The organism is Aerosakkonema sp. BLCC-F183, from assembly GCF_041929145.1.
In the GTDB taxonomy this organism is placed as follows: Bacteria; Cyanobacteriota; Cyanobacteriia; order Cyanobacteriales; family Aerosakkonemataceae; genus Aerosakkonema.
In genome coordinates this window covers 51,432-75,549 of record NZ_JBHFNU010000070.1, presented here as the reverse complement: position 1 = coordinate 75,549, position 24,118 = coordinate 51,432, and the positions used below count along the sequence as shown (strand labels likewise).

Genomic DNA, 24,118 nt, shown 5'->3' with positions numbered 1-24,118 from the left:
ATTTGCTCGCTGTTCGTTTATGAAAGAGGAAAATGAAGATTAATCAACGGCATGATTGGCCTCTCACTGCTGAAGAAGCAATTCCCATTCAGCAAGAACTGGCAAAAGAGGTAATTACTTCTGACGAGTTGGCAACAGTACAATACGTTGCAGGCGTGGATGCGGGTTTTCAGGATTCGGGTAGCATAACGAGAGCAGCAGTGGTAGTATTGAGTTTTCCGGATTTGCAATTGCAAGAACAGGCGATCGCATATCGTCCCACCACTTTTCCTTACGTTCCGGGATTCCTATCATTTCGCGAAGTTCCCACTGTGTTGGATGCACTAGAAAAACTGACTATTACACCGGATTTAATTTTATGCGACGGTCAAGGTATTGCCCATCCCCGTCGTTTTGGCATTGCCTGTCATCTGGGATTATTGATAGATATTCCCACTATTGGCGTTGCCAAATCGTTATTAGTTGGTAAGCATGAAGAGTTACCTTTAGAGAGAGGTGCATGGAAACCGCTGCTGCATCGGCGCGAAACGATCGGTGCTGCTTTGCGAACGCGGATGGGAGTTAAACCTGTTTATGTTTCTAGCGGACATCGCGTGAGTCTACTGACTGCGATCGACTATGTGATGCGTTGCACTACCAAATATAAATTACCGGAAACAACGCGCTTAGCTGATAAATTGGCATCAAACCGATAAATCAATAGAAGAAATATTAAAAGGCGGGGATAATGAACGAACTAAGTATAGAGTGGCAAGAAGCAGGTCATCTGAGAAAGCAAATAATTCGCGATCGACAGCTAAGCAAAAATCCGGGAACCGTCCGGCTGGGTCGCGATTCCCTACGGTGCGATATCGTGCTGACCCACCCGACAGTCTCCGGATTGCACGTAGAGATATTTTTTAACTCCCAGCAGCAACAGTTTTACCTGCGAAACTTGCGCGAAAGCAATCCTCCCTTGGTGAATGGCAACCAACTCGTCGCTGGTGAGGTAGCTTTAAGCCAAGGTAGCGTTTTTCATCTAGGAGAAACAGAAGTCAAAGTGACTGGGGTAAATATAGAGGAAAGCAGCGTTCCGCCCACAATTTTACTTTCCCCTCCCATACACCCATCTCAGGTTCCTTCTGCAAATCAAACTTATGGTTTGCGGTGTCCCAAATGCGATCGCATTTCGCCCTACGAACGGTTAGATTTGGGATGTCTTTGGTGCGGTACTTCCTTAGCAGCAGCCGCAAGCGTTCTCATGACTTCCACGGAACTATGAATCCACAACCTTTGCAAATTCGTCTTAGCTGGGAAGACCCAGCCACAGGACAGCGACGAGAACCCTTATTAGCTGTCCCGATCGCACTGGGACGCGAATTTGCCCAAATGCCAAGCGAACTGGGAGGAAGGCGCGTTTCTCGGATCGTGTTTGACAATCCGGAAGTGTCTCGCTACCATGTCTCGATCGACGAAGAACAAGGTAGTTTGGTCGCGATCGATCGAAACAGTCAAAACGGCACTTTTGTCAACGGTCAGCGCCAAACGCGAACTACACTGGCAAATGGGGATATCCTCCAAATTGGCCCCTATCAAATTACGATTTCCTTCGTCGTCAGTCCATCCATCTCCACGATTAATTTTCACCCAGATACCGATTTACCAGACCCTCGCCTGAATCAACCCCCAGTTGCAACCCCTACCGGCAGCACTTTTCCGCCACCAGCGTTTCAGCAATCTCAGGTATCTGTGCAAGCACTTCACGCCACAGGTTTACCAGTGGAAGAAATTGATTATGCTGCGATTGGCGCTGGATTGGGTAGCTTTGTTTGGGTGGATTTGCTGCGAATTTCTGGGGTGAAAATCGATCGAATTGCTGCTTTGGGAATGGAAGAAAAGCCTTATGCTCGTTATAGAAGATTGTGCATGAATTCTCAAATTCCCCTGCACGAAAGATTGCGATCGAATTCCGATTCCTGTCCCGATAATATTTGGGGTTGGCCTAGCTATGCTTTGCGGGAAGTTTGGCACGATCTAATTAAAGGAAAAGTGGGCGATGCTTTGGGATATTTGTGGCAGGTATTTACCGAACCGACATTTGCCCAAACTTATACACCTCGTTCTGGCAATGTGTTCGATGCGATCGATCGCGAAGCGCAACGAATCGGTTGGGAACAAATCTTTCGTTACGGTAGCGTCAGGGCAATTCGCAAAACTTCTGATGGCAGATATGCTATAGCTTATTCCCGTCGTCGTTCCAGTAGCGCTGCGCCAGACTACCGTTTGTTAATCGCGCAATATGTCCAGCTTGCCACAGGCTATCCGGCAATTCAATTCCTTCCAGACCTCAAAGCTTATCGGGAAAAGACTGGTGATTTTGAAGCGGTGGTGAACGCTTACGAACCGCACGATCGCGTTTATCAACATTTAGAACAGTATGGCGGTACGGTACTGATTCGCGGTCGCGGCATTGTCGCTTCTCGAATTGTGCAAAGAATTTACGAAGCGCGGCAGAAAAACAAGCTGATTTCGTTGCTGCATTTGATGCGATCGCCCAAACCCCAAGGTAACAAATTCGGTTCCGCACAACGTCAAGTAGACAATCACTACGAATTTCAACCGTTTAACTGGCCGAAAGCTTGTTGGGGAGGCGAATTGCGCGAAATGTTGGCCAAAGCCAATTCGCAAAAACGTCAGGAATTGCTGGCAGCTTGGGGCGGTACAACTACAGCCGATCGACGCGATTGGAAACGTATTGTGCAGCAAGGATTGAGTGAAGGTTGGTATCAAATTACGTTTGGCGAAGTGGAAAAAGTAGAACGCGACAACAGTCAAAATCGTACAGTTACTTATATTCAAGAAAAGGGATTAAAAGGGCAAATTCGACTCGAAGCTGACTTTATTATCGATGCTACCGGACTCGATGCTCATGTAACTGCAAGTCCTTTACTTGCCGATATTGTCGATCGCTACAATCTACCTTTGCACGATAACGGCAGACTCGTCGTTGCCGATGATTTTGAAATAGTAGATCTGCGAAATCAGCGCGGCAGAATTTATGCCGCCGGTGCGATGACTTTGGGTGGCCCCTATGCAGCAGTTGATAGTTTTTTGGGATTGCAATATGCTGCTCTTTGTGCTGTTGATAGTTTGGCCGCAATCCGCGCACCCGGATTGCACCGATTGAACGCACTGAGTTCTCTATGGCAATGGTTTAAGTGGGCAACAATGCGATCGCCCTAATGCTAGAGAAAAGTCAAAAATCAAAAGTCAAAAGTCAAAAAGAAGAGGAAAAAGGGGAAAGAATTAATTCTCCCACTCTTCCACTTGCTTTTTTGTCATCCTCCTTAAGAAAGATAGTATTCAGTATTTATACTTAGTAATTATTGAAATTTCACATACCGATACGTAAATACACAATCGAGGCTAGTGCCTAATTCGATTCGTCTCTGACTTCCCTGCTGACTCAGAGACGACCGGATGCAAGGAACTCTGAGCTTTTTCTTCCGTCGATTATCTTCGTGCTATTCCAGCATACTCCATTGTTGCGTAGTCCCATTTTTCGCAGCAAACATGGAGTTAGGATAGCAACGAACTTCAATCTCAGTAGAGATACTGCAATTTGAATTCATCTTTACTAAAACTTTAAAGTTTTTCCCCCGTTCTTTATCAGTACTTGACGCCATAAGCCAACAGTTTCAGGCATTATAAATGCAACACACCTAAGTGTAAGGTTGCACCCGCACGATAAAGCAGATTTACGTGTTGCACTGAAAAAAAGGGAGATCTACAAATGCTGGGATTGAAAAATTTAGAAAAAGTTTTACCGCCAGTGAGACGCTACCAGTGTAAAGAAGCTGAAATCGGCAGCAGTTATCTCCTTGAAGATTTGACCATCAGGCGTCTAGCGAGCCACTTTGGCATTGGCTGTGTTGCCGACCCGGAAGAAGCATCCATGATGTCTCAACTGATGGGGTTACCGGTGATCGGCCATTCTGTTTGGGTGCGATGTACCGATCGCCTAGAAGTAGGTAAAATCTATGAAGGCTATTTGCAAACTACGCACCAGTACGAAATGCCACAACTAAAGGTGCAGCATTAACCCCATAAATCAATTAAAAATCAAAAACTTTATCTAAATTCACGTTAAGATAAAATCCCTACACATCTACACAGTAGCTGAGGGAATGTCAAAATGACTCCTACACTTTTTGGCCGTTGGCAAACTCGTTTATTACTGTTCGGCACTGTGGGTCTGGCAATAACATTGCCCTTTGCTTTGGGCATTATCGGCTCTGGTGCCGACTCTGCTTATTTTTGGGTAATTGGATATATTGCAATTTTTGGTTTGGGTTGGGATATTGTTTATAATTATCTGCAAAAGTTCCGCTGGGATAGAGATTGGCCGGGAGCGTTTCAATTGCTGGCTGGGATCTGGGAAGCGATATTTTTGATATTAATTGTCAAAATTTTACCGTTGCCTCTACCGGGGGTTAAAAATATAGGGATCTCTCAGTTTATCGGACATTACAGTTTGGTATGGCTGGGTGTGTATTTAGCTTCGCAAACTATTATGCGGATTTTATTTCCCCATTGGCGTTTTCGGGGCGGACAGTGGCTGTAAGAATTTTGGATTTTAGATTTTGGATGAGAGGATTTTAGATTAGCATAAATGTCAGATTTTGTTGCCGATCGATCTGTACCAACATCGGGCGATCGCTCGATTCGGTAACAAAAATTTACTCAGCCAGCGTTTGCTGCGATACTGGTAACGTAGTACCTTGGGCGGTAGACTGAGGGCAGGATTGTCAACGACAAATCGGATATCATTTCACTCGATTACTGTAACACTCCTAACAGTCGCCTTTGAGGAAACTATGCACGCAGTCATCCAAGTCCTGATTGAAGTTCTCATAGTGATTGGACTTTCCCGACTGATGGGATTGGGATTTCGCTGGCTCAAGCAACCCTTGGTAATTGGCGAAATTGTGGCTGGGATTATGCTGGGGCCATCTCTGTTAGGTTTGGTCGCTCCAGATTTAGCCGCATCACTTTTTCCAGTGGAAACAGAACCTTACCTGTTTGTGCTGTCGCAGGTAGGGTTGATATTTTTTATGTTTTTGATCGGGCTAGAGTTAGACCCAAAATACCTCAAAGGTAATTTAGATATCGCCATTCTGACTTCCAACGTCAGCATTTTAGTGCCTTTTTCCCTGGCAGCGCTGCTATCCCTAATGTTATATCCCCTGCTTTCTAATGCCAGCGTATCGTTTACCGCCTTTGCCTTATTTTTAGGCGCGGCAATGTCGATTACGGCTTTTCCAGTACTGGCGAGAATTATCACGGAAAATAACTTGCAAGGAACGCGCTTGGGAACGTTGGCGCTGACTTGTGCGGCGGTGGATGATGTGACGGCTTGGTGTTTGTTGGCGCTGGCGATCGCAGTCACTCGTACTAATAGTATGGTAGGTGCAGTGCCAACTATTTTGGAATCCCTACTTTACATCGTATTTATGATGACGGTAGGGCGTTGGTTATTGCAACGAGTGGCTTCCCACTACGAACGCAAGGGACGCCTAAGCCAATTTCTTTTGGCTTGGATTTATATGGCTGTTGTTGCTTCGGCTTTAATTACCGAACTAATAGGAATTCACTTAATATTTGGCGCATTTTTATTGGGAACAGTCATGCCAAAAAATGCTGGATTAGTAAGGGAATTAGCCGAAAAAACAGAAGATTTTGTCCTGATATTTTTACTGCCCGTATTTTTTGCTTATAGCGGTCTGCGGACAGAAATAGGCTTGCTCAACCGACCAGAATTGTGGTTACTTTGTTTAGCTGTTTTGACAGTGGCTATTATTGGCAAATATGTTGGTACTTATCTAGCAGCAAGAGTTTGCGGTATCGATAACCGGGAAGCTTCGGCACTGGGTTGGCTGATGAATACTCGCGGCTTAACGGAATTAATTGTGCTAAATATTGGTTTGAGTTTGGGTACGATCTCGCCTTTGCTGTTCACTATGCTGGTGATAATGGCATTGGTGACAACTTTTATGACCTCACCTTTGTTGGAATGGACTTATCCAAAAGAGCTAATTAAATTAGATGTCATCAAAGCAGAACCAGCGATCGCTATCCCTATCGAACCAGTTCAACCAACGTATCGAATTTTAGTACCCGTCGCCAATCCCAGCACGCAAAAAGGTTTGCTGCAACTAGCAGCAGCGATCGCAGGAAGAAAATTGCAACCGGCGATCGTTCATCCTCTCAGCTTGATCGAATTAGAAGAAGATTATTTATTTCAAAGTACGCCGCTTGAAGCAGACAGGTTAATACAGCAGCGTCGTTCTCGCCTCGAAGAAGTTATTCAAAGTCTGGAACCTCCAGAAACTCGCGAGTTAGTGCATCCGATTGTCCGCATTTCCAATAACGTCGCACGGGAAACAGCAGAGATTGCTAAGCTGGAACAAGCCGATCTCATTCTATTAGGATGGCACCGTCCAGCTTTTAGCACCAACCGACTGGGGGGAAGAGTTGGACAAATTCTCACTCAGGCATCTGTGGATGTGGCAGTATTTGTCGATCGAGGACGAGAAAGATTGGAAAGTATATTGGTGCCTTATTCTGCTAACGTTCACGACGATCTGGCGCTGGAAATTGCTGTGCGACTGCTTGTCAATCGCGATCTCTGCTGTCTGAATATTTTGCGAGTTGTACAAGAAACTCAGATTAAAGATTTCAGTTATGAATTTCGTAATGTGATGGAAAGTTTGCCTCTTCAAGTGCGCGATCGCATCGATATCCAAGTTATTGAAGCAGCAGAACCGATCCCAGCTGTAGTCGAAGCTTCCCAAACTGTTGACCTCACTATTGTCGGTACCAGTCGCGCTTGGGGTATTGAGCGTCAAACCTTGGGAAACTACACTGATGCGTTGGCGATCGATTGTCATTCTTCGCTTTTGATTACCCGCCGCTACAGTCAGGTAACTTCTCATCTCGCCTCTATACTCTAAACAAACGATAGCAACACAAATGACCAGACTACTAAATTCTCAATCTAAAACCTCAAATCTCAAATCGATATGAGTCATTTTAACTTTAAGTCCTTCACATTCTATGGATTAGCGATCGGTTTCGTTGTGCTTTTGTTTAAAGTTGTTACTACCTACGGTCATAATCTCAAAGCGCCTCCCCCGATTCAAGGTCGTTATCGCATAATTGCACAAAACTTACCTAAATGTCTCGCATCTGATGAATTGTTGTTAAACATTCAGCAATCTGGTATTTATCTCAACGGTTCTTTATTAACAGCGGATAAAAACGTCGAATCGTCAAATGTCACATCCGCATCCCAAACAAGCGTACAGGAAAAACCCTCCCTATTCGGTCTATGGCAAAATCAACAATTCACGCTATCCGGAACCACAAATAAGTTCATTTCCTGCGAGCGAAAAATCAATGTCACAATTCAAGCTTTTGTCAAAGGTGAAACCCTGAACGGTAAAATTACTCTAACTTCAGCAGCGCAACCAATAGAATTTACCGCTCAAAGAGAGGCTACCGAGCGCGATAAGGAAAAGTCTTCCAGCCATTAGTCAGTTGTGCCTCGTTCGCATACAAGAACCAAACAACTAATAACCAATTATATCATGTCCGGTTATACCGATTGCCTAAAAAAATTGGACTTGATATAACTAATGATAAAATTTAATCTTGTCAAGATAATTACTTATATCCGCAGCCATCTCAGCATTACTACTGGGCTGCTTGGTAACTCGATCGTCAATTGAATAAATTTCGATCGCCTCTTCTTTTCCTTTGACGTTGCTCTTTCCCAACTTGACAAAATTCCATACTCCTACTGTGCTGTTCTTCACCTCCAATGAAAAAATTAAAGAACGAGAAAGCTTTCTCGTTAAACATTCTAACCTTTGGGCAATATTGACTGCATCTCCTAAAATTGTATAATCCATTTTGACGTGAGAGCCAATATTTCCTTCTATTACTTCGCCTTGCGCCAAACCAATCCCATTGTACAAAACGCGCAGCGGACTACCTTCTGGTGCAGATATTCTTACTGTTTCTATTTCAGTCAATATATCCAAGCTTGCTTGAATAGCTGCATCAGCTTGTTCGCCTGAAAAATAAGCCATCACGCAATCACCGATAAATTTGGTAATTTCTCCTCCCTTAGCTACAATTATGTTCGTGCAAATAGTAAAATACTGATTTAGTATAGCGACAATTTCCTCGCATGGCAGTTTCTCCACCAAAGTAGAGAAAGACACGATATCGCTAAACAAAATAATCTTCTCTACTTTACGAGGCGGAACTAGCAGAGGATTTGCACCGTTACTGATGATGTTAACAACGGTTGGTTGAGTATATTTTTCTAAAATTCTATAAGACTCGTTTAAGGTCTGCAATAAAGCTCTAATCGGTTTAATAATTAAATCTGTATTTTCGTCAAGATCGATCGTCTGCATTGACCATTCCGGAAATAGTCGTTCTTTGATATCGCGTTCGGTGTTTAAGCATAAGATATCGGTATGTCTGCGATCGCGCAATATTTTCTCATACAATCTATCAATATTTTCTTCGTCTCCTTCAAGAATTTGGAAAAATATTCCTTGCGAACACAAAAGTACGCCTGTGATATTTTTGGCTTGATTGTTCGGAGCGGAAACTTTAGCAATAGCTTCTATTTCTTTACTAGATAGAGGACGAGCAAATTTACTAATGTATGTCAGCCTTTTCATATTAAAACTCAAATTTAGCAAGGAAAGCATCTCTAAGTATCCTAGAATAGCCAGGTGATGCACTCTGCCATACGTATCGACCTTATTTTTTTAAGGTAGCTTAAATTGATATTACAGCATTTAGTCGCCTCTTTTTGAAAGAAAATTGTAAAGAAATGTCTAGAATTTAAGTTTATCTGTATTTATCTGCTAGAAGAGATTCCAGCCAGTAAAAGCAACCCAACAATTACCGCAATTGCCAGCAAAACTGCCAGCACGATCGCCAGAATCAGCCATGCGGCGATCGCCCACGCCCTTTGATGTGCTTTAAACTCAGAAATACTGCGCCACTGGCGGCTTTTCCACGCCCATTCGTTACAGTATTTTTTTTAGGTATAAGCAAACGCTTCAATTTGCAGAGTTTGGTAATCGACAATACACCAATCTCCGTATCACATCGCTTTAAAAAACTGTCATCTGTCATCTACTACCATTGTTTTGGACAAACGATCGTGCCATCCGATCGGATTGCCAGATAATAAAAATGAAAGCGCATCAAAAGGTATAAATCTACACAGTGTTCTCACTAAAATGACAGCAAAATCAGGTTTTCTGCCATCATTCATCACCACCTTTGTCTTGGTAATGAATTTTGCCATTGATTTGCCACAAGTTGATTCCAAAATCAAGTAATTTAAGATGTTGTATATTATAAAAACTATCCAACCCAGCACTTCTTCATTAGCACTATCAAATATACCTGAATCTACTCCTAGAATTGCCAAAAATATGCCCAATGTCAAACCAAACATCAAACTAAATATCCATAAAAACACAAAATCTATCATTAAATTCAAAAACCTTTTGCCACTTGTTGTTGGCATCTTTCTTTGTTGACTTCCTCCCACATTAGCCTGACCGACTTCAGCGGGATGATTAACATGAAAATCACCCTGATATTGCGGTATAACTTGTATAACTTCATCAGCAGATTGGAACCTTCCATAAGGATCTTTCGCTAGCATTTTGTTGAGAATACTGCTAAAAGATGGACTCAGAGTTAGTTCCTTATTCCATATCCAATTCATGGTGTACTGATCTATTAGTTGCAGGGGCTGTTTGCCAGTCATTAACACAACAGCTGTAACAGCCAAAGCGTATAAATCACTGTGAGGAGCAACGATACCAAACTGCATCTGTTCCTGGGGGGCATAGCCTGGTTTGCCCACACGGGTAGCAGGGGAAGCCATATTCTGATTTTGCATTCCTCCTACCTGGCTGACTGCATTGAAAGCTGCTTGTTTTACTGCGCCCAAATCAATTAAAACAGGCAATCCATCAGCAGATCGATGAATGATGTTGTCTGGCGAGATATCCCGGTGGATGACACCTTGACGGTGCAGATATCCTAAGACTGGGAGGAGTTCGCGAAATAAATGTAAAATTTCTGATTCATTAAAGCGTTTTCCTTGCTGCAATCGTTGATTTAATAATGATTGATACGTTTGTCCTGAAATAAAATCTTCGACTAAAAATAGCTTTGTTCCTTCTCTAAATATTTCCCAAAATCGGGGAATCTGGGAATGCTGGAGTCTGTGGAGGATAAAGGCTTCCTGTTGAAAAAGTTCCTCAGCTTTTTGGAGAGCATAAGTTCCTTGGACATTGGGAAGAAATTCTTTGATGACAACTAAAGCATTGAATCGGCCTTCATCTGCTACCAAATAAGTTCTGCCAAATCCTCCTTGCCCTAATACCTGCTTAATAACGTAGCGATCGCGCAATCGAGTCCCTGGCGTCAACCCCATAATTATCGTCGGTGGGACAACCTTCTGTTGCAACTCCTCTCCACAGGTACTGCAAAAACTCGATGTGCTGGAATTTTGGTGTCCCTTGCTACAACTAATAAAGTTCATGGAACCACTCCCACAAGCTGATAAGCTGATTTGCTTTTCTCTGACAACCTAAAAGCCGTCATTATCGTCTTATTCTATAAGAAACGATCAAACTGAGCCGCAAAAATTGACACAACTTATCACAGGTAAGACTAAACTACTGGGTGTCGTCGGACACCCGATCGAACATTCCCTCTCCCCAGTGATGCACAATGCCGCTATTGCCACACTGGGACTAGATTATGTGTATCTACCCTTTCCAGTTAAACCGGAAGATTTGCAGGTGGCGATCGCAGGTTTTGCCGCTATTGGTATGATTGGCTTTAACGTCACCATTCCCCACAAACAAGCAATCATTCCCCTCCTATCAGAAGTATCGCCGATCGCACGAGCCGTCGGAGCCGTTAACAGCGTCTGGCGCACCGATCGAGGTTGGAGTGGCACAAATACCGATGTGGAAGGGTTTTTGGCACCATTGCTCAACCTCTCCCCCTCATCTCAAGAGCGCGATTGGAGTCAAATGACAGCGCTAGTCTTAGGCTATGGTGGAGCTGCTAGGGCGGTGGTAGCAGGGTGCGCCCAGTTAGGCGTACAGCAAGTCAAAGTTATTGGGCGCAGTCCGCAGAAATTAAACGATTTTTTAGATAGTTGGCTGAATTCGCGTTTGCCTGTCCGTCTCAGCGTACATAATTGGCAAGAATTACCAAATTTGCTCTCACAAGCAAACTTACTCGTGAATACAACGCCAATAGGAATGTATCCTCGCGTTGATGAGTCTCCTTTAAGTGCAGATGAGATCGCGAAATTGCCCAAAGGTGCGATCGCCTATGACCTAATTTATACACCCAATCCGACTTTATTTCTAAAATTAGCTAAACAGCAGGGTGCGGATGCGATCGACGGTTTAGAAATGTTAGTCCAACAAGGAGCGGCTGCATTGCAAATTTGGTTGCAGCAGTCAGTTCCAGTAGATGTAATGCGGCAATTTTTGCGAAGACATTTAGGATTATCGGATTGAAAGATTATTTTTGTCTAACATTGTCCTAATTTTATTTACCCAGATGGCCAACGCCAATTGTAGCGATTCCACTCGTAAATACCTTGAATTTCGTATTCACTACCGTTATCAAAACGAATTGTGCAAGTGGTATTACCATCTATCTCATCCACTTTAATTACTGTGCAAGAAACCCATTCGCGACTGCAAGGGCCATTTTCTTGCACCCATTCCCATAAGCTATTCGACACTTCAATGCGATCGCCTACTTTGAGTTTTAAAATTTCGTCTGGCGTGCGATCGCTATACTCAGCCAGATGTGACTGCTTGACTCGATTGAGCCATTGCAAACCGTAGCGATCGCGAATAAACTGCACCTCTCCCGAAGTTCGATTATTCAACCAATCGTTCATTAACTGAATTTTCCAAGATCGATCTTGTCTTTCTTGTTCTCTGACAAACTCTAAAAAAGTTTCTTGTTCGTTATCGGTAAGTTCCTCCAGAGGATTAGTTGAAGAAGGCGATCGATCGCCACTCGGTTGACTTTGGATACGAGTCAAATTCTCTGCCACTTGCAGCAGGATCTGTTTCTGTGTCTCGGTGAGAGGACAGCTAGCTGCATCGCACCGATCGAATGCTGCTTGCAAGGCTGCTTCGATCTCCTCTTTAGTCATACAGCACCTATGGCAAACAGTGAACTTCATTGCACGTCAACGGCTTTGGGTAGCTTTGTGCCAAAACCGATCGCTAACTGGGGATAGTGCTTTTATCTTACAAAACTTACTCGCTCTTCCCAAGCGCGGTTGTGCAAGTTCACGGTAAGCTGAGTTTGAAGTTACCTGCCGATCGCTCATTTTAGGTACAATATATGCACTTTCGAGCCATAAAAATCTTCCTAATTTCCTGCTCGATCGCAATTCTGAGTTGGGTGTTGACCCCACCCGCTTGGGCGTTGACTCAAATTCAACTAACCGATCTTTCTTATAAAGAGTGTCCGTCGGAACTAGCAGAAGGATTGGTTACCGCTGGTAACGCCAGAGCTGCCAACTGCTTTCTCATTACCGGCAAAGCCAACAATACCTCTGGTAAATACGTCTACAACGCTGATATTTTCGGTCGCATCTACGATGCCAATGACAATTCTGTGATGCAAAACCGTACTCGTCTGGGATCTATTGATGAGGTTCCGCCAGGAGTGAGCGATTTTGAATTGAGAATTTCTGTGGCTGCCAATCAACCAACTCCTTTAAAGCTTAAGCAGTTCAAAGCTGCCGGTTTTACCGGTGTGGTTCGTCGTTGAAAAGAAGCTAGGGGGGTAAGCTACCCTTACCCCCCTCAAATGCCATCCTACCAGGTAGATTGTTGTTGACAAAATAAAAGTTTTGTAGTAAAATATGTACTCCTTAAAAATTAAGGAGTGAAGTTTCCAGTACAAGCAGGCGATCGACCGGGATCAGAACATATACATAGCTCTTACTGCGAGGGGCTTGAGAAGATCGGCGATAAATTGGAGTAGAAAGATCGCCAAAATCGGTGAAAAGTCAATCCCACCGAGAGGGGGAATAAAAGAGCGAAAGATATTCAGGTAAGGATCGGTTAGCTGACTGAGGATGGAAAACGGCGGATCGTACCAGTTGAGATTGGGAAACCAGCCCAGCAGAATCCTAATAATCAGCAAAACCACGTAGATGTTGACAAAGGTAATAAGAGCGTTGAACAGCAGTGCGACTGAGGCATCCATGAGTTTTGAAGCTTTTTACGGAATTTCAAACACAACTTAGACTTGACTTTAATTTAACCGATATCCGACCGTTTCGGATCTTCCTCCCTACACCAATGAAACTGAGTTGGGCTTCCAACTCTAGCTCGACTTTGCCCTACTTTTCCACTCTCGCAGCTGTTGGGCGTACCTCACCGCTTGAGCCTGTCAACTGAACTGCTGACTGCAACTCAGTATTGTGCATCTCTGGTCAGAGATCGATCGCCACTTCCCCCAGAAGCATTCCCATTCACGTTACCGAGCTGCTGGCGCACTTCGTCAATTGTCTGGTTAAGTTGTGCGATCTTATCCTCCAGACTGCGACGAGCCACTTCAATCCGTTGCTCAGAAGAAGCTTCCAATTGACGCTTCTTCGGTTTATCAACTTTAGCTTCGGAAGGATTGCTGTTGACCAGAGGTGCTTCTGCTTCCGCCGTTTCGTTACTGATGCGAGAAGCTAGCACCGCCCCCAGCACCCCACCGACTAGGCCACCTACCAACGACCCAGCCAAAAATCCTGCTGCAAAACCGTCACGCTGACTCATATCTATTTTGGATTTTAGATGAAAGGATTTAGGATTATATCTTTGGTACGACTGTTTTCAGCTTACCTGCTAGCAGTCCCAACTGCATCAGGCAGAAGATAGGGACTGCGAAAGTCACTCATTCAAAAGTCACTCATTCAAAAGTCCTCTTCTTCTCTCTCCCTCTTCCCTCCTCCCTCTCCCTAATCCCGACGCCCTAGCCCCGACGCCCTCTCTTTTGTCCGCATAGCGCTAGGTGCCAAAAGCGCGATCGCCTGCATCCCCCAACCCAGGCACAATGTAACCGTGGCTGTTTAAACCTTCGTCTATTGTAGCCGTATATACATTCAAGCCCGGATAGGTCACACTCAATCTTTGCAGTGCTGGGGGAGCCGCTACTACTGAAATAATCCTCACTAGCGCCGGATCGATACCGCGAGAAGTCAATTCTGCCATCGCAGCCATAATCGAGCCACCAGTCGCCAGCATCGGATCGACGATCAATACCCGCGTTTGCTCTTGAAACTGGGCTGGGAACTTATTCAAATAGCAACTCGGTTCTAGCGTTTCTTCATCCCGTACCAAACCGAGATGATAAATCGACGCCAAAGGCAGTACAGTCTGCGCTCCTTCCAACAAAGCCAATCCCGCCCGCAGAATCGGCACTACCACCAACGGCACTTCCGGATTGACAAACGTAGCAGGACACTCAGCCAAAGGCGTTTGCACTGTTGTTTCTATTGTGGGCAACCACTCTCGCACCGCTTCGTAAGTCAGCCAGCGTCCCAGTTCCGTCATAGCGCTTTTGAACAGCACTGGTGGCGTTTGGGCATCGCGGGCAACACCCAGCCAGTGTTTGATGAGGGGATGGGGCGGAACATAGATACGCATCTGGAGAGTCATACGGATTTTTGATTTTCGATTTTAGATTTTTGATTGGTGTTTGGATGCTGGTTCAAAAGCCCGATCTATCATACTGCCTTCTGCTTTGTTACAGGGAAGACAAAAATATTGTTGAGAATTTTTCCTAATTGTATTGACACTTCTTTTCAATAAGGCTATATTAACTTTCAGTGTTCTCCTCTCTCGTGTTCTCCTCTACGAGGAACGGCAGACGGGCTCGGTCAGCAGCAGCAGATAGAGTCCGTACTTTTTTTTTAGGGCTGGGGGCTAGGGGTTAGGGGAAAGAGGGAAAGGGGAAAGAGGGAAAGGGAGAGTGGCAGCTAGATGCTAGATACGAAGGGAGCTTGTAAACTGTAAATCCAGGGAATTACTCTAGATTACTAACCCGATACCTGCTTCCATGAATAATCAGTTGTTTTACACTCAAACCAGTTCAACCGCGCCTGAATTTGATGTTATTGTCATCGGATCGGGTATTGGAGGGTTGGTAACGGCGACCCAACTAGCAGCGAAAGGTGCGTCTGTGCTGGTGCTGGAGCGCTACATTATCCCTGGAGGAAGTGCTGGCTACTTCGATCGCAACGGATATCGGTTTGATGTGGGAGCATCGATGATCTTTGGGTTTGGCACTCAAGGCACTACCAATCTGCTCACCCGCGCCCTAGCAGCAGTCAACGTCAGCTTGGAAACTATTCCCGACCCGGTACAGATTCACTACCACCTTCCCGACGGCTTAGATTTAAAAGTTCATCGCAATTATGAGAAATTTTTGCAAGAACTTATAGAATATTTTCCGCAAGAACGAGAAGGCATCCGTCGATTTTACGACGAGTGCTGGAAAGTGTTCAACTGCCTCAACGCAATGGATTTGCTCTCGTTGGAGGAACCGGGCTATCTAACGAGGGTGTTTTTCCAGCATCCCTTGGCTTGTTTGGGTTTGGTGAAATACTTGCCCCTCAATGCAGGCGACATCGCCCGCCAATATATCAGCGATCCGATTTTGCTCAAATTCATCGACATCGAGTGTTATTGCTGGTCGGTTGTGCCAGCAGACATGACACCGATGATTAATGCTGGGATGGTATTCTCCGATCGCCATTATGGTGGCATTAACTACCCCAAAGGCGGCGTCGGTCAAATCGCCCAAAAACTGGTGGAAGGACTTGAGAAAGCTGGCGGTGAAATTCAGTACAAAGCCAGAGTCACCAAGATTTTGACCGAACATGGACGAGCGGTGGGCGTTCAGCTCGCCACAGGCCAAGTTTATCGAGCTAAACGCATTGTTTCCAACGCTACACGCTGGGATACCTTTGAAAAATTACTTCCGCCCGCAGAAATGCCCCGTGTTGAAAAAAAATGGCAGCAACGATATCAAAAGTCACCTAGTTTTCTAAGTTTGCACTTGGGCGTCGAAGCAGATGTCCTACCTTGGGGAACTGAGTGTCACCATATTATCTTGTCAGATTGGGAGCAAATGGAGGAACCGGAAGGCACTATATTTGTTTCTATCCCCACACTACTCGATCCGAATTTAGCTCCCGAAGGCTATCACATTATGCACGTATTCACGCCGAATTGGATTGATGATTGGCAACGAATGTCGGCGCAAGATTACGAGCAGAAAAAACAAGAAGCAACGGAACGTATTATTAAAAGATTGGAGCAATTTTTCCCTGGCTTAGATACAAAACTGGATTACATGGAGGTGGGAACGCCTCGCACTCATCGACGTTTTTTAGGTCGGGATGATGGCAGTTATGGGCCGATTCCCAGTCGCAAGTTGCGCGGTTTGTTGGGTATGCCATTTAACCGCACATCTATTCCCGGTTTGTATTGTGTGGGGGATAGCACTTTTCCGGGTCAGGGTTTAAATGCAGTGGCGTTTTCAGGGTTTGCTTGCTCTCATCGCATTGCGGTAGATTTGGGTTTGTAATGGAATTCTACTGCTTTCTTCCTTTGAGCAAATAAGCGATCGCTTCTCCGCGACCCTTGACTTTTAACACACCGCGTTCTGCAAAAAGATACTTATCTCTTAATAGTTCGTAGGTTGTGGCTGTCACTTGAATTTCACCGGCAATTCCAAGGGATTCCATACGGCTGGCAATGTTAACGGCGTCACCCCACAAATCGTAGGAAAACTTTTGTAAGCCGATGACGCCTGCTACTACTGGTCCGGTGTGGATACCAATACGGATGCTGAAGGGTTCGCCTTTATTGGTTTGGAAACGAGCGATTTCTCGTTGCATATCGAGAGCCATTTCTGCGATGGCCCAGGCATGATCCGATCGAGGAGAAGGCAAACCGCCTACTACCATGTAAGCATCGCCGATGGTTTTGATTTTCTCTAAACCGTGGTGGGAAGCAAGGCGATCGAATGCGGAGAAAATTTCATTAAGTAAACTGACTAATTCTGTAGGAGGAGTACGCGCCGCCAAAGCTGTAAAACCAACAATATCTGCAAATAGAATAGTGACTTCATCAAAGCGTTCGGCAATGCAGCCTTGTTGCTGTTTCAATTGTTCCGCGATCGATTCTGGCAAAATATTCAGTAATAAGCGCTCGGATTTTTCTGTTTCCACGCGCAGGATTGCTTCTGCTTGCTTGCGTTCGTTTATTTCCTGGCGAATGCGTCGATACATTTGATTGAATGCTTTCATCACTTCCCCTAACTCATCATTGCGCTTGACAGATAGAGAATAAAAGTTAGGATTGGCTTTATCTTTGGCGGTTGCTTCACCCGCCGCGATCAAGTCATCCCGCAGTCGCAAGATAGGCACAATTACGGTTGCACCCAAGACTAGCATTGTGACAGAGGTGACAAAAGCTGAGATCAACACAACTAAACCAGCAATACGTGCAATATATGCGGATAATTCCTGCTTGACGGTGGTAGCATTGTGACGAGCGATTATGATATAATTAGTACCTAATTTTCCACCTGACCAAGCTACGTCGTAGCGATCGCCATTCCGGTTGCGTGCGCGAACTTCATCTTTACCTTTTAGGTCAGAAAATGTAATCTCTGGTGGCTCACCGCATATACCTATAAGTTGTCCATTGGGTTGGTAAATCGCCACTCCTAAAATCACGGAACCATGAGTAATTTTTTTGATTTCTTCTAGAAGTTTATTGTTGTCAACTTCTTGTGCGGTTAAGCGGGAAATTGAGGTGACAATTGCAGAAGAAACATCCTCTATTTGCCATAAAAGCTCGCTTTCCCGCATATAATAAGACGGAATTAAGATAATGACCTCGATTAAAACAATGCTGATAAACACCCAAAAGATGATGCGCTGAGATAAACGTGCTTTGAATGAATTGAGTAACGCTGACAGCCAAGCTGACATCTAATTTCCTCGCGTAGCTTGTATAAACGTCTTGAGTGCCGTTATAGTTAATATGCTACCCTGCTATAAATAATCAAAATCGATTCAAATCAGCACCAAGTATGGTAGATTTTGCCTATCTACCAAAAAAGTAAACCTTTATGGTTTAAGTTAACCTATTTTACAATTATAGAATTTACCGATATGGATTTCGATCGGCGGGAAAAATGCGATCGAACAAAGGTAAAAACTCCCGGAGCGACTGACCCCGTGCGTTTTTCATATCTGTATCTAGAGAACGCTCTATGGCTAAAGCGCCTGCTATTCCCTGTCCGGGTTTTTTCGATTCCGAAATAATTACTAAAGCTTGTGCGAGACGGCGTGCGGCTTCGTTGCGATCGCCTTTTGCCATTGCTCGATCGGCTAGTGCAAACGCCTGATTTTCATCCAATACCAAAGAAGGTCTTGCAATGATGCGATCGGCAATAGCTTTTTCATAATTTGCTCGGTATGGCGTGCAAGTGCTAGAAGTGCAATTTTTTACCTGTTTGTTACCAGCGTTAATCGCTGGTATTGCGATCGCATCTTCTGCGAACTTAACGCCAGCTATGGACATCAGCAACGCAAATATAATTTTATTCAGCCGCAATGCCAGTTGATTTTTCATAGCTTATTTTGATGATTATTCTTGTCTTTACACCTATGGTATGCTATTTTAGCCTAAGTAGTCAAAATTTGCCGCAACCTCTATTAACCGAAGCAATAATTAGCATTTACTCTTGGTAAGATTATGGAAATAAGTTTTAAGCTTGCTACAAACATCGATATTAATCTGATTTTGACTTTCATGCAGGAGTTTTATAAACTCGAACATATACCATTTAATAATCAAATAGCAACTCGTTGTTTAGAAGAAATAGTTAGTGACGATCGACTGGCGAAGATCTGGCTAATTTGTGCCAACGAAGAACCAGTCGGATATGTTGTCCTCACATTTGGCTACAGTATCGAATTTCACGGTCGCGATGCCTTAGTCGATGAATTATATATTCGAGAGAATTATCGCGGACAAGGGATAGGCACACAAGCGCTAAAATTTGTGGAAACAGTTTGCGAATCTCTAGGAATTGCCGCTGTGCATCTAGTAGTAGCTTATGAAAATAAAAAAGCAAAAAGCGTTTATCAAAAGATGGGTTTTGTCGAACACGATCGCTATATAATGACAAATTGGCTGGAAAAAATGGATGAAAAATAATTTTCATATGGTATAATGCAGACCCGCAAAGTTTGGGCGCGATTGTCTCTCCATTTCCAACGTCATCTCCCGGTAAGTTTCGCAATAATGGGAATTTTTCAAGAATGCAGGTAATTGTCATGATTTCTTGACTATTTAGTGTGACAACACCTGTCTGCGGAGGGAAGTATAAAGAGAAAATTGTTGTAAAGTATATTTTGGCAGAAGCTATGTCTGATTCCTCAAACATCCAACCACGATGGCAGGACGAGCGACTCGATCGGCCTATTTCTGTAGAAAACTGGCGTGATTTAGTCGCCTACTTCCGAAATGCACGCTACGACGGCGAAAGAGTCGAATTATTCTTTATATTGGCGGAAAACGAGCCCGAAAAAGCCGCGCATTGGTTTGCAGGTGTATGGGCAAATCATGCAAATTCAGCGGCGCGGGCTTTAGCATTTCAAGGCTGGGGTAAAATTGCACAAAAAAATCAACGGGCTTTTTTAGGCTTATGCGAAACAGAGGAAGAACTACAACAGGTACTTAGAGACATAGCCAAGGAAGTCAAAGGTCAGGAGAAAGCCAGTACTGATTTGACCCGGTGGGCGGCGGCATGGGCGATCGAGGCGATCGGTTTTTCCCAAGATGCGATAGAACATCTAGAAGGCGGCGCTCTCACAGACCCACCTTACAGGATTCGGAATGAAATCATCAACCGTAAACTTCAGGAAATTAACCGAATTCAGGAAAAAGACAGTAGGGGTGATCTGACGGCAGAATATGAAAGAAATTTAGAGTTTTGGCTGTATGGCCCAGCAGAAGAGTTATTTAGAGAAAATTCTAACTCCAGTAAATATGAAGCTCTTGTTAGAAATGTTATCTATCAGTTGCACGTCAGGGGAATAGAGTTAGCAATTGATAAAGATGTTAACAGGTTGAAAATAGATAATCCTCAAAAAAGAAAATGGCTGCAAGAAGAAGCTTTGCGTATAGCAGCAGGTAAATTTAGAGATTCGGAATCTACGGAAGAACAAAGAAGGCTTTATGAAAATGTAGGACACTTTTTGGATAATTATTATAATGCAGACATTCCCCTGAGAAAGCTGGCGGCACAGGCAATCCGAAATGCAGGATCTTGGCTGGATGTTTCAATTAGAGCTAGAGTATTAATCATCTGCGAACAATGGCAAGAGGCAGCAAATATTGGCGAAGCAGCAGTTTCTCACTTAGAAGAAGTAATTGAAAAAGAGTTAAAACTTTCAACGAATGAAAGCGACATTATAAATCAGCAAATAAAAGCTGTAAATACTATCAACAGGATTCAGTTTTTTGATTTAGCTCAGAAGTTTAAGATCCTTGCCAAAGTTCTGCTAAATCCAGAGGAAAGAGTGCGGAATACGGCAGCAGGGCTATTAAAGCAACACAAGTCAGTTTTAGATAGAGATGCCGCAAATTTGTTAGAAGCATTACTTTTTGATGACGAGTTTGATAAAACCGACGATCCAAAGAATTTGACTGTTCCAAAAATCAGTGAACGTATATCATCATCAAATGAGCGTTCCGCTCGCATTTCCAACACATTTAAAAAAGCTATAGCTGCTATCGATTCGCTGAAAATAGTTTATCAAAAATCTGATTTATCAGTAATACAGGTAAAAGAATTTGTTAGAGTGGAGATGGAAAAGCTTTTATCAGACGTTAAAGACTGGATTAAAAAATTAAATGAACAAAAATTAGAAACGGAGAGAGAAAAAGATAAAATAACTTCAAATCAGTCCACATTGAAAGAAGTTTTATCTTTGATTAAAGATGTAAATTATAAATTGTTAGACAAGCTGAGCGAACACGATAATTATGAAGCAAGGGAAAGTACCGACTACGAAACTTATAATAAATGCCAAAAACTTTATGGAGAGTTAAAATTATTTAAAACTTATCTATTATCCAATCTGGGAAATGTTAAATACAACTTAATCGATCAGTACCAAAAAGCGGGGATAAGCTCTTTAATAGCTCTTGGTATAGGTTTAGGGATTATTTTTGTAACTTACGTTGTAAGCCCTCCTTTATCAAAATGGTATCGATATAATTCACCTACACCTGATTGGTTTCAAGGTTATAATCACATTTCCCTTAATACATTCAACAGAAGTCCCTGGTATGCGAGTGGATTTCCAAAAAATAGCTGTGGAAGTTCTTCCAGTAATGGCAACTGTTGGCACCCAGTTTTTATTCAATATAGTGAGAGCAACTGGAATAGAGTTATGTCAAACCATTGCAGAGATGTTCCTCAAGCAAGAAATAAAACAACAGCTAAAGAGAAGGGCGAAATTCAAGTAGCTTCATTTAGCACTGTTGAAGATGCTCAAGGATTTGCCAACTACATAAAAGAGCAGTATGGTAGTGGAAGGGTAGGAGAAAGGAAGTGCTATTGAAAATAATCTGTAATCAGCTCTTTAGCAAAAGTAAGTTAATGGAGTATCTTTATGAATGGCGATGAAGGATGGGGTGTAGGTTGTTTAATATTAATTGGTATTGTCGCTCTATATTGGGGGATAGGTTGGCTCTCTATTCTTATATTTAATAATCAGGGTTGGGTTGCTCTCATAGGAGCAATTTTAATTGTGATTAGTATTATACTGGGAATATTTTGGTATAGGCTGAAACAAAAAGCAGTTACAATTAATGAAATTTCAAAAAAAATATCTGATAATTGGAAATAAAAAATGAACCAAAATTTTCCCCTCTGTTTTGAAATTGCTCCTAAGCGGATTACACAGGATAACACTTATCAAAGTGATATCCGTAAAGAAATATTACAAAGCCAACAACAAGTAATGCGCTCTCTCACCCGCGTTGCTTCCAATTTCACATTTTCTATCCGCTACTTTTACAACCCCGATCAAACCCCTAAAATTAAAACTTATCTTCTCCTCAATCAGGCGGGTGAATACCAAACAGAGGAGATTAGTGAACAAGTTGTTAGTCTTCTCACCAAAGGAAAATTCAGCGATTTTTTTACCCTAAAGCTTCAAGCAGACTTTAACCAATACCAGAAATTAGATTGGGTTAACTTTATCGGCGAAATTTTCAAGGATGAAGAATTTATTGAGCCACAAAATTACTATTTACCTCACTTGTTTGAGGTAAATCAATCCAACGATATGTCAGCAGTATATGATGTCATCAATCACTCAGACAGAAAGCTGATTCTAGAAATTACTTTACAAACTTATCAAAACTCTTATGAAAAGCAGCTTTGGGTGAATGCGATTAACCAAATGCTTACGCAATTAGATACAGTTAATTCCAATTCTACTAGCAATAAAGATAATCTTCTGTCTACCACCTTAGCTCTTTACCAAAAATACCAACAGTTATATCCTAACGGCGATCTATTCAAGTATTCTATTAAAGCATTGGCAGAAAATCGCGGTGATGCTCGTGTTGTTCTAGAGACACTCATTAACCACGCCACTAAAGAAAATCATCATGGTAAGCAGTGTCAAATTGTTCTAGTGAATAAAGACCAACCTGGATTTTTAGAAAGCTTACAAGCAACTGAGAATGTAGATATTTCAACCGCTATTGAGTGGTCAGGATGGCAAAAAAAATTCAGTGAAATGGTAATCAAAGAAGTTATTAAACCAAAAATAATAGGAAAGGATAAAGCTAAGGAAAATTCTCTTAGTATATCTTTTATGTTACCACCTCCTACGCCTAAAGCTTTAAATCCTGCTCAAAATCAAAATAAACCTGGAGAATCTGATGCGGTATTGGGTGGTTCACCTTTGGCTAAGTTCTCATCTCCACCTCCGTCTCGAATTATAGATTTAAAACCTTTGCATCGCTTGGCGACATCCCAGGAAATCAGTGGATTTTTCCGAATTGCAGTTCCAAAACCAGGTATTATAACAATGACTTTTCCTACTGCTACTGCTGAAGAAATATTCAATAGCTACAGACATTTGATTGAAGAGGATAATGATACATACATAGTTGGCATTGATGATGAAGGTAATCCTGTCCTATCTAGTTGGGCTAAAACTTCACACCGATTAGTTGCTGGTGTACCGGGAGCAGGTAAAAGTAACTTTTTGAACTGGATTATCTATCAATTTCTTTATGCCAATCCCAAAGGTAAAATCTATATTGCTGACTTTGCTGGTGCTGATTTTAATTTTCTCGTAGACCGGGTAAAAGCCAATGTTGAGATAATTACAACTGTAGAAGAGTGCCAAAATTTAGTCGAAAAAATACATAGTCAAGAACATCAAAGACGATTAGAGCTATTGCAAAAATATGAAGTGCACAATATAACGGAGCTACAGGAAGAGGGCGTTGATATACAGCGCACTCTTTGGATAATAGATGAAGCTGCTGATATAGCGGATGCTTCAAGTAAATTACGAGATACTATAGAAAAGCGCTTAAAAGAGTATGCACGTAAGGGACGCAAATTTGGAATTCATATAATTTATTGTACCCAAAGGCCAACTGCTGCTATAATTACTCCGCAGGTAACGGATCAGTGTGAAGAAAAAGTGATTTTTCGAGTAAGTCGAGAAGCAAGTCAGTCTATTTTAGAAGATAGTATGGCAGGCGACATACCTATAACCTCTCGTGGTAGAGCCGTCTTACAGGGATATGCAGGCAAAATGTTTGTTAATACTCCTTTGATAAAAGTACCTGTAGGCTCAAAAATACAGGTAGCTGACACGCTTTGGAGTAAAATAGTTGAGCGTTCCTAAGCCAGCGTAAAATTT

The 24,118-nt window shown here is 43.0% G+C and carries 23 protein-coding genes; 14 read left to right on the top strand and 9 right to left on the bottom strand.

The features are described 5' to 3' along the window. The first annotated feature begins 32 nt into the window (after positions 1 to 32). The 7 genes from nfi to ACE1CD_RS21245 all read left to right on the top strand — a co-directional run bounded on the left by nfi (position 33) and on the right by ACE1CD_RS21245 (position 7,574). The gene (nfi, locus tag ACE1CD_RS21275; RefSeq protein ID WP_374799655.1) at positions 33 to 695 is read left to right on the top strand and encodes a deoxyribonuclease V; all 663 of its coding nucleotides are present in this window, start codon (positions 33 to 35) and stop codon (positions 693 to 695) included. 32 nt (positions 696 to 727) lie between these two features. Further along, positions 728 to 1,261: an FHA domain-containing protein gene (locus tag ACE1CD_RS21270; protein ID WP_374799653.1), complete on the top strand. Its 534-nt coding sequence runs from the start codon at positions 728 to 730 to the stop codon at positions 1,259 to 1,261. Then, complete coding sequence (locus ACE1CD_RS21265; protein ID WP_374826168.1) at positions 1,258 to 3,222, top strand: FHA domain-containing protein; 1,965 nt, start codon at positions 1,258 to 1,260, stop codon at positions 3,220 to 3,222. Before ACE1CD_RS21270 ends, ACE1CD_RS21265 begins: the two co-directional genes overlap by 4 nt. A 550-nt stretch (positions 3,223 to 3,772) precedes the next feature. Further along, entirely contained in the window at positions 3,773 to 4,081 is a 309-nt protein-coding gene (locus ACE1CD_RS21260; protein WP_374826167.1) for a hypothetical protein, read from the top strand. A gap of 93 nt (positions 4,082 to 4,174) precedes the next feature. Next, complete coding sequence (locus ACE1CD_RS21255) at positions 4,175 to 4,603, top strand: hypothetical protein (RefSeq protein ID WP_374799647.1); 429 nt, start codon at positions 4,175 to 4,177, stop codon at positions 4,601 to 4,603. A 253-nt stretch (positions 4,604 to 4,856) separates the two neighbouring features. Then, positions 4,857 to 6,992: a cation:proton antiporter gene (locus ACE1CD_RS21250; protein ID WP_374799645.1), complete on the top strand. Its 2,136-nt coding sequence runs from the start codon at positions 4,857 to 4,859 to the stop codon at positions 6,990 to 6,992. Positions 6,993 to 7,061: 69 nt separating this feature from the next. After that, complete coding sequence (locus ACE1CD_RS21245) at positions 7,062 to 7,574, top strand: hypothetical protein (protein ID WP_374826166.1); 513 nt, start codon at positions 7,062 to 7,064, stop codon at positions 7,572 to 7,574. A gap of 99 nt (positions 7,575 to 7,673) precedes the next feature. Here ACE1CD_RS21245 and ACE1CD_RS21240 read toward each other — a convergent pair whose 3' ends face one another. The 3 genes from ACE1CD_RS21240 to ACE1CD_RS21230 all read right to left on the bottom strand — a co-directional run bounded on the left by ACE1CD_RS21240 (position 7,674) and on the right by ACE1CD_RS21230 (position 10,630). After that, complete coding sequence (locus ACE1CD_RS21240) at positions 7,674 to 8,738, bottom strand: BLUF domain-containing protein (RefSeq protein WP_374799641.1); 1,065 nt, start codon at positions 8,736 to 8,738, stop codon at positions 7,674 to 7,676. A 268-nt stretch (positions 8,739 to 9,006) separates the two neighbouring features. Then, entirely contained in the window at positions 9,007 to 9,201 is a 195-nt protein-coding gene (locus ACE1CD_RS21235; RefSeq protein WP_374826165.1) for a hypothetical protein, read from the bottom strand. Further along, a complete protein-coding gene (locus ACE1CD_RS21230) occupies positions 9,191 to 10,630 on the bottom strand; it encodes a protein kinase (protein WP_374826164.1) in 1,440 nt (479 codons plus the stop codon). The genes ACE1CD_RS21235 and ACE1CD_RS21230 overlap by 11 nt, the downstream gene beginning before the upstream one ends. A gap of 106 nt (positions 10,631 to 10,736) precedes the next feature. On the opposite strand from ACE1CD_RS21230, the gene ACE1CD_RS21225 reads away from it, so the two are divergent. Next, positions 10,737 to 11,627, top strand: a complete 891-nt coding sequence (locus ACE1CD_RS21225) for a shikimate dehydrogenase (RefSeq protein ID WP_374799637.1) — start codon at positions 10,737 to 10,739, stop codon at positions 11,625 to 11,627. 35 nt (positions 11,628 to 11,662) lie between these two features. On the opposite strand, the gene ACE1CD_RS21220 is transcribed toward ACE1CD_RS21225, so the two are convergent. After that, positions 11,663 to 12,280: a hypothetical protein gene (locus ACE1CD_RS21220; protein ID WP_374799635.1), complete on the bottom strand. Its 618-nt coding sequence runs from the start codon at positions 12,278 to 12,280 to the stop codon at positions 11,663 to 11,665. Positions 12,281 to 12,474: 194 nt separating this feature from the next. On the opposite strand from ACE1CD_RS21220, the gene ACE1CD_RS21215 reads away from it, so the two are divergent. Further along, the gene (locus tag ACE1CD_RS21215; RefSeq protein ID WP_374799633.1) at positions 12,475 to 12,906 is read left to right on the top strand and encodes a hypothetical protein; all 432 of its coding nucleotides are present in this window, start codon (positions 12,475 to 12,477) and stop codon (positions 12,904 to 12,906) included. A 153-nt stretch (positions 12,907 to 13,059) separates the two neighbouring features. On the opposite strand, the gene ACE1CD_RS21210 is transcribed toward ACE1CD_RS21215, so the two are convergent. The 3 genes from ACE1CD_RS21210 to upp form a co-directional block, all read right to left on the bottom strand. Next, positions 13,060 to 13,347, bottom strand: coding sequence for a YggT family protein (locus ACE1CD_RS21210; protein ID WP_374799631.1), 288 nt, complete (start codon positions 13,345 to 13,347; stop codon positions 13,060 to 13,062). A gap of 209 nt (positions 13,348 to 13,556) precedes the next feature. Further along, entirely contained in the window at positions 13,557 to 13,910 is a 354-nt protein-coding gene (locus ACE1CD_RS21205) for a hypothetical protein (RefSeq protein WP_374799629.1), read from the bottom strand. A 231-nt stretch (positions 13,911 to 14,141) separates the two neighbouring features. Next, positions 14,142 to 14,792 (bottom strand): uracil phosphoribosyltransferase, encoded by a 651-nt coding sequence (gene upp, locus ACE1CD_RS21200; protein WP_374799627.1) that lies wholly within the window; start codon positions 14,790 to 14,792, stop codon positions 14,142 to 14,144. Between the two features lie 400 nt (positions 14,793 to 15,192). On the opposite strand from upp, the gene crtH reads away from it, so the two are divergent. Further along, entirely contained in the window at positions 15,193 to 16,725 is a 1,533-nt protein-coding gene (crtH, locus tag ACE1CD_RS21195) for a carotenoid isomerase (protein WP_374799625.1), read from the top strand. A 7-nt stretch (positions 16,726 to 16,732) separates the two neighbouring features. On the opposite strand, the gene ACE1CD_RS21190 is transcribed toward crtH, so the two are convergent. Together ACE1CD_RS21190 and ACE1CD_RS21185 are read right to left on the bottom strand one after the other, a co-directional pair. Further along, a complete protein-coding gene (locus ACE1CD_RS21190; protein ID WP_374826163.1) occupies positions 16,733 to 18,139 on the bottom strand; it encodes an adenylate/guanylate cyclase domain-containing protein in 1,407 nt (468 codons plus the stop codon). Positions 18,140 to 18,314: 175 nt separating this feature from the next. Beyond that, the gene (locus ACE1CD_RS21185) at positions 18,315 to 18,785 is read right to left on the bottom strand and encodes a hypothetical protein (protein ID WP_374826162.1); all 471 of its coding nucleotides are present in this window, start codon (positions 18,783 to 18,785) and stop codon (positions 18,315 to 18,317) included. Positions 18,786 to 18,908: 123 nt separating this feature from the next. Here ACE1CD_RS21185 and ACE1CD_RS21180 point away from each other — a divergent pair, with 123 nt between their 5' ends. The 4 genes from ACE1CD_RS21180 (at position 18,909) to ACE1CD_RS21165 (ending at position 24,103) form a co-directional block, all read left to right on the top strand. Continuing rightward, positions 18,909 to 19,373, top strand: a complete 465-nt coding sequence (locus ACE1CD_RS21180; protein WP_374826161.1) for a GNAT family N-acetyltransferase — start codon at positions 18,909 to 18,911, stop codon at positions 19,371 to 19,373. A gap of 140 nt (positions 19,374 to 19,513) precedes the next feature. Continuing rightward, positions 19,514 to 21,787, top strand: a complete 2,274-nt coding sequence (locus ACE1CD_RS21175) for a hypothetical protein (protein ID WP_374826160.1) — start codon at positions 19,514 to 19,516, stop codon at positions 21,785 to 21,787. Between the two features lie 51 nt (positions 21,788 to 21,838). Then, positions 21,839 to 22,075, top strand: coding sequence for a hypothetical protein (locus ACE1CD_RS21170; protein ID WP_374826159.1), 237 nt, complete (start codon positions 21,839 to 21,841; stop codon positions 22,073 to 22,075). A gap of 3 nt (positions 22,076 to 22,078) precedes the next feature. Further along, a complete protein-coding gene (locus tag ACE1CD_RS21165; RefSeq protein ID WP_374826158.1) occupies positions 22,079 to 24,103 on the top strand; it encodes an FtsK/SpoIIIE domain-containing protein in 2,025 nt (674 codons plus the stop codon). Positions 24,104 to 24,118: the final 15 nt, after the last annotated feature.